The organism is Oleiphilus sp. HI0079 (genome assembly GCF_001635105.1).
On record NZ_LWFT01000609.1, the window covers coordinates 1 to 9,794 of the forward strand.

A 9,794-nucleotide genomic window follows, 5' to 3' on the forward strand; every position below is an offset into this window, starting at 1 on the left:
CGTAAAACAGCGATTTGAAAATCCATCACAGCATTGGGTTGAGGGTATCTATACTTTTCCGCTTCCGGAGGGCGCAGCGGTTGACCAACTCAGGATGATGGTCGGAGAACGCGTCATCGAAGGTCAAATTAGGGAGAAACGCGAAGCAAGAAAAATCTATTCAAGCGCCAAGCAGCAAGGGAAGCGTGCGGTGTTGCTTGAGCAACCAAAGGGTAACTTCTTTACAACGCGCGTCGCTAACATTGCACCGCAAGCAAGTGTGCAGATCGTGTTTAGCTACCAAACCATGCTCGACTTTAAGGATCATGGCTACAGTTTGAGAGTGCCCTTAGTGGCAACGCCGCAGTATGACCCAAATGCCCGACGAGGCTTACCAGCCTTTCTCTCTAAAGAGCACCAAATTGCATATCGAGATATCGGCGAGCCGGACTCAAACCCAGTCCGCTTGCATATGGATCTTGGCGCGGGCATGCCCGTTGAACGTATATGGAGCGATAGTCATACACTTCATGTGGACAAACAGAGTGACTCCCATTTTCAGGTAACTGCAGGAGACTCGGAAAATCGCTCGAACCGCGACTTTGTCGTGAACTGGCGTTATGCCGAAAAGGCGTATTCGCAAGTTTCTTTGTTTTCGGAGCCGGTCAACGGTGAGTACTACAATATGCTGATGTTGATGCCCCCAGCGCCAAGTTCCTCTATCGAGCATGGCGCGCGTGAGTTAATTTTTGTTCTTGATGTTTCTGGCAGTATGCAGGGGGCATCAATACGGCAGGCTAAGCAAGCGATTCGCTCCGCGTTGGCAAATCTAGATAGCGAGGACCGTTTCAATATCCTGTTTTTCAATGATACGGCGTGGTCCGTATTTGCAAGCTCCAGAAAAGCAACAAGTCGAAACATACTTGAGGCTCGGAGCGCCCTCGATCGTCAACAGGCAGACAAAGGGACAGAGATGACAGCGGCCTTAACGCTTGCTTTGACCAGAGAAGATGACGCGCTCTTCCGGCAAGTTGTTTTTATCACGGATGGTGCTGTCAGTAATGAAGATGCGCTTTTGGGCCTGATAGAAAAAATGCTCTCTACGACGCGTCTGTTTACTGTGGGAATAGGCTCAGCCCCTAATAGCTATTTTATGCGACGCGCCGCCGAGGCAGGTAGAGGCACCTTTACCTACATTAGTGATCTTTCACAGGTGAAGCAGAACATACAGCGGCTGTTTGAAAAGATAAATCATCCCGCGTTAACGGACATCGATATCGCCCTAGATATCCCTTTTAGCGACTTGATGCCAAATCCAACCCCCGACTTGTACATGAATGAAGCGGGCTACCTTCTATTTAAAACACCGACGCGGCCTTCAGAAATGCAAATCGAAGCGCAACATGATGATAGCCCCGCTTATCTGCAACAGCGCGTAGGGCAAACGAATAGCGTGAAGGGCATTGCAGTAGAGTGGGCGAGGCAAAAAATTCAACATTTCACTGAGCGTGCGCTGAATACTCGGTTGGACGATCGAGACCGGTTTAAGTCTCAGGCGACAGAGCTTGCTCTGAAGCATCATCAGGTAAGCAAATATACCAGCTTGGTCGCTGTTGATGTCACGCCAGTCCGAGCAGGTGCGGATCTGTTCTCGCAGAAGCTGCGATCAAACCTGCCTCAGGGATGGCAGTCGGGCCGATCTGACTCAAGAGTGTACCATCTAGCGCAAACGGCGACGTCTGCTCCTTGGATGACGCAGGCCGGTTTGGTTTGGCTTGGCATTGCGATGGCTTTATTGCTGATCACTCGTCTGCGTGTAGTGCAAGGAGCGATATCACGTGGCTAAATGGATGTGTCGGCGGAGGCGGTGTGATGAGCACTAAAATGAAGCCCTGCATTGGGCGTCAATCGCGGGGAAATAAGGCCGCGAGTGCACGGATCATGACGCTGATCGTAACCATTTGCCTCGTTATCGGATCGGTTTATTTGATGCAGGCGAGTCTCATAAACGCAAAGGCGATCGTTGGGCAGTGGTTGATAGCGAATGCTTGGGAGAAAACGCTCCGCACCGGCGAGCGGCATCTTCCTTGGCCATGGGCCGATACCTATCCGGTCGCTAAGTTGAATGTTCCGAGATTTGGAAGGACATACTATGTGCTGCAAGGGGCCTCAGGAGAGGCGCTTTCTTTTGGGCCAGGGCTGAATGTTTATTCCAGTGAAGACGGAGCGATCGCGCTATTTTTGATTCAGGCGCATATGGATACGCATTTTGATTTCCTGAGCCAACTAGAAATTGGGGACATCGTTGAGCTTTTTTTCGAAGGGAGGCTAGTGCGCTTTAAGATTGCTCAGCATCAACACCTGAGTGCGCCTCGCTTTCAACTTACTGAGCAGCCCGAAACGCCCTTGTTGGTGTTATCGACCTGTATGAATGGAGCGGACCGGGAAGCAGACACGGACCTCCGACGCCTCGTGATAGCACAAGCTATCTAACTACCGTGTTTAGCGACTTGGCATGGCGGCTAGGCATATCTGCTAGGTATAGCGGCAGGGTAAACCAATCTGTTTGAGAGCCTTAAATGGCAGAGGATACGCGAGAAAAATGACTTACATTTGGGCATAAAAAAAGCCGGTTACAAAGGCGTAACCGGCAATAAGTGCGAGTAGTATCCATGAAAGTCTTTCACTTCACTGACGTCATGAATGCCGTCAGTAACGACAATAGTGGTACAGATTTTTTAATATGCAAATAAATCCTAAAATTTTCTTATGCTGATATGGAATATGCTTGGGTCGCTAGTATTTATAGACAAAACGCGCGACTATTTGCGCTGTCGAGTCGGCGTTTTTGAGGCGCATAATGACTCAAGAGTCGACACCTAATAACACCGAATAAAATATGGGGTCCGTCTTGTCTGCTGATGATCATCTAAGACAAAAACCACAGTGCGTGCGTGTTGCGGCATTTGCCGAATCGCCTACCGAAGGCATCGAAAAATCGGTTGTAATAGAGTCTCAGTGTGTGCCTGAACCGGCCTGTCTGAACACTCAAGATGTGTTGATTGAAGTTCGATCCTCCTCTGTAGGTTGGGTCGACCTTATTATGACAAGCGGACAGTATCAACACATGCCTCCATTACCTTATACGCCCGGGCTGGAATACAGTGGTGTGGTTGCTTGGTGTGGAAGTGATGCTGAGAAAGCCGGCTTGAAGGTAGGTGATCGTGTGTATGTAGACGGTCTGCTCACGGGGCCTCGTTCGCCGGGTGAGTATCAACAGTATGGCGGCTTCGCCAACTTTGCGGTCGCGCCATCGTTAGCGGTTCGAAAAATACCTGAAGGCTTATCGTTTGATCAAGCTTGCAACCTGCTTGGGAGCTATGAGACTGCCTATCATTGCTTGGTCAAGTGCGGAGGCCTTAAAGCTGGAGAAACCGTCCTGATTCACGGCGCGTCGGGAGCAACAGGTCTTGCAGCGGTGCACATTGCAAAATTGCTCGGGGCAACGGTTATTGCGACAGGTCGCTCCGACGAAAAGTTGGCGGTGGTGAAAGAGCAGGGCGCGGACCACATCATCAATTGCCGTTCCGATGACGAGAACGTGAGCGTTCGACGTTTCCGTGATGAGGTAAAAGCACTGACAGGAGGTAACGGCGTTGACGTGGTTTATGATGGCGTCGGTGGCGATATATCGTTAGAAAGTATGCGCTGCGTAAAGTTTGGCGCGCGGTTTTTGATCGTTGGTTGGGCATCAACCCCTTTTGTTGCAAAGGGGAAGGGGCAGCGTGGCGCGCCTAATGCCAACATGCTCCCTACCAATCTCATCATGATGAAAGGGCTGCAAGTGTTGGGGTGCCCAGCTGTCATCTCGACTCAGTTTGATCCAACCATTCGCCCTGAGCGTCTAGCGGCGATTATGTCTTGGGTTGAAGACGGTAAGATAAAACCATATGTCTCTCATCGCTTTGCGTTACACGACGTAAAGCAGGCGCTTCTTGCCAAGTGGCGAGGGGATGTGATTGGCGGTTGTGTTCTTTACATGGATTAATTTCGATGCAACTTAGCGCCAAGAGATTTTTCCTGCAAGCATTGCTGCTCATGGGGTTACCTGTTCCTTTTTCCAGCGCGGACAAACTGATATTGCTCGCTGAGGAGAGTGTACTGCGTTATCAGATTAGTAAGTATGGGACGATGCTCGTAGAGGGTGTTCTCACTGATCCCGTAGGATCGGGTTTAACTGGTGTTGCGCAAATAGAGCGGAACGACGCATTGATTAACATGTCGGGCGAAGTCGTGCTCGAACACGCCAACTTTGATTCACAGCATGTGCGACGTGATGACGAAGTAAAGAAGCTATTTTTAACGCCGATCCATATGCGCGTAGCGAGCCCTCTTTCTTGCCATATCGAATCTGGCGTTTGTCGTGTAAATGCCGATTTGTCGCTAAACAATCAGCGTCAGCGCTATGCGATCGATCTTCGTTTTCGTAAAGATCGCGCACATCTGTTGGTGGACGTTGAGTTTGCCTTTCAGCGTGACCAGTTTGACCTCGTGTTTACCGAAGGTTTTGCAGGAACGCTCGATATGGCAATCGCTCAAGACGTCATTATTCGTGCAGGTCTTCGATTTGCGATAAAAGGCTTGTCGGCGTTGGATGATGTGCCGAATGCGCAGGCCGTTGGTGAAGACGAAAAGCTTCGGCAGCGAGAACCTTCATGGTTAGAACGTTTTGAAAGTTGGATGGGGCGGTGATAATGAGTGATCAAGTGTGATCAAGAGTGATCAGCTGGCTAGCTGAATGTTCATCAGCTCTGCCGTTGGCGCTTGTAAGGTGAACATTAGAGATAACAAAAAACGCGATGGCTGTTGTCAGCGAATCGCGTTCTCGGAGATGCTTTTTAGAAGTCTAAGCCAAGGGGTTAAAGCTAAGGGCTTATACCAAAGCTAAGGGCTTATACCAAAGCTAAGGGCTTATACCAAAGTCAAAGGCTTTTCACCTTGAGCGGTTAGAAAGACTTCGATTGGATCTTCAAATACTTCGTGAGCGTCTTGCTCAAATTTTTGCTCCCAAAGCATGTAGCTAAGAAGAAGTTCAGCGCCTTTCGTTGATTCCATTTGATTTGTTTCCATCATTGCGTCGCCTGCAGTGTTGCTGTTTGTGTTCGCCTTGTCTGAATTGATAACTGTAAGCATGTTCGAATCTCCGATTTGTTGAAGTGTCTGTTATTACTTACTGTTAAAGCAAAAAGCATGTTCATTGAATTTAAATTGGATAAAAAACAATTACTTATAATCTATTTCTAATCTAATTAATCACCTTTTGCGATCTTTGACGACACCAGCGTCGGATTTTCGTCACTGGTTTATGAGTAAGTATAATGGGGGTTTGCAAATAGAAAACTAGTGTTCACAATTGTTGTCGAAGCTTGCAAATTGTTAACCTAGCTAAGGCTTTTTCGTTCGTTTTAGGCAGTCACACCATCTAGTATGCGATCTTGTGCGTACTCACTCGGATAACCAAAAAGGAAGAGATTATGTACCAAGCATATCAGGCAGCATCCGCAGGTGCCGCCCTACAAAAAGTTGAGCGATCTGAGCAGGACTTAAGCCACGGTCAGGTTGAGCTAGAGGTAATGTACTGTGGCATTTGCCATAGCGACTTGAGCATGTTGAATAATGAGTGGGGTATGAGTAGCTACCCACTCGTTGCCGGGCATGAAGTGATCGGTAAGGTCGTACGCGTTGGCGAAGCTGTTCATTCTGATTGGAAGGGAAAAACCGTCGGTCTGGGTTGGCAGTCTGGTTATTGTGGCCACTGTAAGAGCTGCCATACAGCGGATGAGAATTTATGCTCAAGCGCGCAGGGGACGATCGTTGGGCGAGATGGTGGTTTCGCAGACAAGGTGGTTGCCGATGTGACCAGTGTTGTTGAGATTCCGGACGGAATGGATCTTTCAAAAGCCGGCCCGCTTCTCTGTGGAGGTATTACGGTATATAACCCGTTGGTGCAGTTCGACGTAAAGCCAACCGACAAAGTGGGCGTGATCGGCATTGGTGGACTTGGGCACATTGGTTTGAAGTTTTTGAATGCCTGGGGTTGTCACGTCACCGCGTTTACCAGTTCTGAGTCCAAACGTGAGGAAGCACTCTCACTCGGTGCGCATGCAACGATTAACTCGAGAGATGCTCAAGAGCTTGAAGCCGCCGCCGGAGAGTTTGATTTCATCATTTCAACGGTAAACGTAAAGTTAGATTGGAATGCTTATATAGCGACGCTTGCTCCAAAAGGGCGATTGCACTTTGTCGGTGCGACCACAGAGCCTCTGGATTTAGCGGTTTTCCCGTTGCTCCTTGGGCAAAAGTCTGTTTCGGCTTCGCCGGTTGGCAGCCCCGCAACGATTGCCCAGATGCTAGATTTCGCAAAGCGTCATGAGATCGAGCCACAAGTCGAAATGTTTAAAATGGAAGACATTAACGATGCTTTGAAGCACCTAGAAGAAGGTAAAGCACGCTATCGCGTGGTGCTCGACAACACGGCCTAGCACGTGCGCTTGGCAAAAGCGTTTATAACGCCTTTGCCACGTGAAAACACGCTTTATCCAGTAAAATCTTGCGCCAGTTTGGTGAGTTTGACGACTTCATTGAACTGGCGATGCTGTTCCTGCTGAGCCGATTGCGCATTCTGACAGGTACTGGCGGCGGAATCCTGAATAGCGTGTACGTTACGGTTAATCTCCTCGCATACTGCGCTTTGCTCTTCGGTGGCTGAAGCCGATTGAATCATCGCGTTGAGCGTCTCCTGAGTCAGATAGGTAATCTCTTCGAGCGATGTTTTGGCTAGCATGGATTGTTCAGACGTCGCATTTGAACTTTCGATGGTTTGAGTGACCAATGCAACAGCCTCTTCGACCCCAGTTTTTATTGAGGTTATGGCTTGCTGTATTTGCTCTGTGGTGGTCGATGTACTGTTGGCTAGGTTTCTTACCTCGTCTGCTACTACTGCGAAACCGCGCCCCTGTTCTCCTGCGCGGGCGGCTTCAATCGCTGCGTTTAACGCCAGAAGGTTGGTTTGCTCTGCAATTCCGTGTATCGATTGCACAAGGTCTGAAATTTGACCGCTGCTTTCGCTTATCTGCTGGACTTGTTCTGATGTTTTCTCCAGGTTGCCAGCCAGTTCTTGCACGAAACTGGTGGTAGAGCTGACTTGCGACGAGCCGTTGGATACTTGGCTCTGAACCGATTCCATGAGTTCGCTGACGCTTTGGGTGTTTTGCGAAACTTCCGCAATGGAAGAGGACATCTCGTTGATCGCGGTAGCGAGTTGCTCGAGCTCGGCTCTTTGCTTAACGGTATGTTCTTCTGTCTCCTCGGCCATGTTGACGGAGTTGCTAGCTCCGCGTTCGAGATTGCGCGTGCTGTCGACGACCCGCCAGAGTGCTGTCTCTAGTTTGTTGCGCATGAAGATTCGACTTAGTTCGATTGCACCGAGCTCGTTCGCTCTGCCTGTGTAAATATATTGTGCGAGTGGATCATGATGTAGCTGCTTCGCTTGATCTGCGGTATTCCTGATCCCGGCAGTGCCCAACCAGCAAAGCGCCGGCGCTAAAATGAGTGACAAGACAGCCAGTGTTGTTGCGGTGACACCGCCTGTTGACAGGGCGAGCAGAAATAGAGGTATTAGACAGGCATAGCTTATTGCGCTCATTCTAGCAGCCATTGGCCAATGACGAAGAAGGACGCTTTGGTATGGTTGCTTACCAGCATTGATTCGTTGGTAGGCGTCTTCTGCACGTGAGATTTGCTCGTGACTCGGTTTGAATCGAACGCTTTGAAGATCTGGCTTGCCATCCGTTTCTTCGCCGCTACTCATTACAAAGGCATCAACCCAGTAGTGGTCGCCATTTTTGCAGCGATTTTTAACAATACCCATCCAAGGCTCGCCCTGCGAGACTGTGTCCCAGAGCGACTTAAATGCAGCTTGTGGCATATCAGGATGGCGAACAATGTTGTGTGCTTGACCGAGTGACTCTTCCTCAGTAAAGCCTGAGATGTCGATGAAATCCTGATTTACATACTTGATTACCCCCTTTGCCGTTGTTGTTGAAACAATGCGGCATGAGTCAGAATAATCGACATTCTTTTGTGTGACAGGAAGGTTTTTTCGCATGCTGCTCTCACTAGAAAATCCTATATGTGAGAGCAAGTTTAGTCGAACTTATAGTGTCTGCACGCTTATGGGTTAGACCAAACGAAGGCTTAGATGCTTCATCGGCAAAGGTAAAGCTCGTAAGCGCGGCTTCCTTCACTCATCTGGTCAATGGGTTTTATGGTATTTGCGCCTTGCTCGAAAGCCGCGTTTCGGGCCAAGGTATTTAATTCCTCAACCATCGTGTCTTCGCTTCGGTCTATGCCCGCTATTTCAGAAAGCACTTTTACCTTGGTCTCGCCTAGCTTTTTACAGTTATCAATGTTGTGACTGATGACGACGCGTTCGCTCCCGGGAACGGTATCTACAAACGAGCACGCCCCGAGCGCAAACATCGGTAAAATAAGGATTGCACGGAGCAAATAATGAAGGCGGTGTTGCATGGTTTGGATGTCCTTGCGATTTGATTTACGTGTTTGGTTGATATTAACAGGTCTTTGTCGATAATACCCCGCACAGACTCTAATTCTACCCAACCTGACTAGGCGATATATGGCGCTTCAATATCAGATTATTCCGGTAACTCCTTTCGAACAAAACTGCAGCCTGATTTGGTGTGATCAAACCAACAAAGCAGCGTTGATAGATCCCGGCGGTGACCTTCCGCATTTGCTCCAGAAAGTAGAAGAGCAGGGTGTTGAGCTGGAGAAAATTGTTCTCACACATGCACATATCGACCATGCAGGCGCAGTGGGTGAGCTCTCTTCTTCAAAATCATTGCCGATTGAAGGGCCGCACAAAGAAGATGACTTTTGGATTCAGATGCTGCCACAGCAGTCGCAGATGTTTGGTTTTCCTCCAGCGCAGACGTTCCAGCCGACTCGTTGGTTGGATCAGAGCGATACAGTCTCTGTAGGGGACGAAATCCTGGAAGTGCTTCATTGTCCTGGACACACGCCCGGCCACGTTGTGTTCTATCACAGACCCTCTGCTTTGTTATTTGTCGGTGATGTGCTGTTTCAGGGCTCAATCGGTCGTACCGATTTTCCAAAAGGCGACTACGATACACTTTGTAAGTCTATTCGGGGCAAGCTTTGGCCTTTGGGCGATGATGTCTCTTTCGTGCCAGGGCATGGCCCTATGTCTACGATAGGGCAAGAGATCAAAACCAATCCCTTTGTTGGTGGGTATGGTTGATCACTTAAACTTGAGATAATTAGAATTTTTGAATTTTCATTTTATTAACGGAACCTTTAATGACCCAAACAGTCCGCACCCGCATCGCGCCTTCGCCTACCGGTGATCCTCACGTTGGTACAGCTTATATTGCACTTTTCAATATGTGCTTCGCAAAGCAACATAATGGGAAGTTTATATTGCGTATTGAGGATACAGATCAGGCGCGTTCTACACCTGAATCGGAAGCTCAGATTCTCGACGCCTTGCGTTGGCTCGGATTGAACTGGGATGAGGGTCCTGATGTTGGTGGTCCTTATGGCCCTTATCGACAGAGCGAGCGCAAACATGATTATGCCGCTTATGCGGAGCGGTTGGTAAACGAGGGCAAGGCGTTTTATTGCTTTCGCACCCCTGAAGAACTTGATGTCATCCGTGAGGAGCGTAAGGCTGCCGGGTTGAATCCGGGAATTAAGGGCGCTTTGGAATTGCC

At 49.1% G+C, this 9,794-nt stretch carries 10 protein-coding genes; 7 read left to right on the top strand and 3 right to left on the bottom strand.

All coding sequences use genetic code 11. The annotated features are described in order from the left end of the window. From A3750_RS10775 to A3750_RS10790, 4 genes are all read left to right on the top strand, one after another. A partial coding sequence (locus A3750_RS10775) for a marine proteobacterial sortase target protein (RefSeq protein ID WP_068548262.1) occupies positions 1-1,825 on the top strand: 1,825 nt, incomplete at its 5' end. Positions 1,826-1,851: 26 nt separating this feature from the next. After that, positions 1,852-2,472, top strand: coding sequence for a sortase domain-bontaining protein (locus tag A3750_RS10780; RefSeq protein WP_068543983.1), 621 nt, complete (start codon positions 1,852-1,854; stop codon positions 2,470-2,472). A gap of 406 nt (positions 2,473-2,878) precedes the next feature. Continuing rightward, positions 2,879-4,027: an NADPH:quinone oxidoreductase family protein gene (locus A3750_RS10785; RefSeq protein WP_082863279.1), complete on the top strand. Its 1,149-nt coding sequence runs from the start codon at positions 2,879-2,881 to the stop codon at positions 4,025-4,027. A 5-nt stretch (positions 4,028-4,032) separates the two neighbouring features. Continuing rightward, positions 4,033-4,731 (top strand): YceI family protein, encoded by a 699-nt coding sequence (locus A3750_RS10790; RefSeq protein ID WP_068457368.1) that lies wholly within the window; start codon positions 4,033-4,035, stop codon positions 4,729-4,731. Positions 4,732-4,950: 219 nt separating this feature from the next. On the opposite strand, the gene A3750_RS10795 is transcribed toward A3750_RS10790, so the two are convergent. Beyond that, positions 4,951-5,172 carry a hypothetical protein gene (locus tag A3750_RS10795; protein WP_068453702.1) on the bottom strand — a complete coding sequence of 74 codons (222 nt, stop codon included), beginning with the start codon at positions 5,170-5,172 and terminating at the stop codon, positions 4,951-4,953. A gap of 341 nt (positions 5,173-5,513) precedes the next feature. Between A3750_RS10795 and A3750_RS10800 the strand changes: the two genes are divergently transcribed. Continuing rightward, complete coding sequence (locus A3750_RS10800) at positions 5,514-6,521, top strand: NAD(P)-dependent alcohol dehydrogenase (protein ID WP_068453700.1); 1,008 nt, start codon at positions 5,514-5,516, stop codon at positions 6,519-6,521. 53 nt (positions 6,522-6,574) lie between these two features. Here A3750_RS10800 and A3750_RS10805 read toward each other — a convergent pair whose 3' ends face one another. Both A3750_RS10805 and A3750_RS10810 read right to left on the bottom strand, forming a co-directional pair. Further along, positions 6,575-8,146, bottom strand: a complete 1,572-nt coding sequence (locus tag A3750_RS10805) for a PAS domain-containing methyl-accepting chemotaxis protein (RefSeq protein ID WP_068453698.1) — start codon at positions 8,144-8,146, stop codon at positions 6,575-6,577. Between the two features lie 98 nt (positions 8,147-8,244). Next, entirely contained in the window at positions 8,245-8,568 is a 324-nt protein-coding gene (locus A3750_RS10810) for a DUF4156 domain-containing protein (protein ID WP_068453696.1), read from the bottom strand. 109 nt (positions 8,569-8,677) lie between these two features. Here A3750_RS10810 and A3750_RS10815 point away from each other — a divergent pair, with 109 nt between their 5' ends. Both A3750_RS10815 and A3750_RS10820 read left to right on the top strand, forming a co-directional pair. Further along, on the top strand, positions 8,678-9,322 hold the full coding sequence (locus A3750_RS10815; RefSeq protein WP_068453694.1) for an MBL fold metallo-hydrolase: 645 nt from the start codon (positions 8,678-8,680) through the stop codon (positions 9,320-9,322). Between the two features lie 59 nt (positions 9,323-9,381). Next, the coding region (locus A3750_RS10820; RefSeq protein ID WP_231871792.1) for a glutamate--tRNA ligase family protein at positions 9,382-9,794 on the top strand (413 nt) is incomplete at its 3' end.

Coding starts and splice junctions, on each gene's coding strand:
- A3750_RS10780 (WP_068543983.1), top strand. CDS start 1,852: ATGAGCACTAAAATGAAGCCCTGCATTGGGCGTCAATCGCGGGGAAAT.
- A3750_RS10785 (WP_082863279.1), top strand. CDS start 2,879: ATGGGGTCCGTCTTGTCTGCTGATGATCATCTAAGACAAAAACCACAG.
- A3750_RS10790 (WP_068457368.1), top strand. CDS start 4,033: ATGCAACTTAGCGCCAAGAGATTTTTCCTGCAAGCATTGCTGCTCATG.
- A3750_RS10795 (WP_068453702.1), bottom strand. CDS start 5,172: ATGCTTACAGTTATCAATTCAGACAAGGCGAACACAAACAGCAACACT.
- A3750_RS10800 (WP_068453700.1), top strand. CDS start 5,514: ATGTACCAAGCATATCAGGCAGCATCCGCAGGTGCCGCCCTACAAAAA.
- A3750_RS10805 (WP_068453698.1), bottom strand. CDS start 8,146: ATGCGAAAAAACCTTCCTGTCACACAAAAGAATGTCGATTATTCTGAC.
- A3750_RS10810 (WP_068453696.1), bottom strand. CDS start 8,568: ATGCAACACCGCCTTCATTATTTGCTCCGTGCAATCCTTATTTTACCG.
- A3750_RS10815 (WP_068453694.1), top strand. CDS start 8,678: ATGGCGCTTCAATATCAGATTATTCCGGTAACTCCTTTCGAACAAAAC.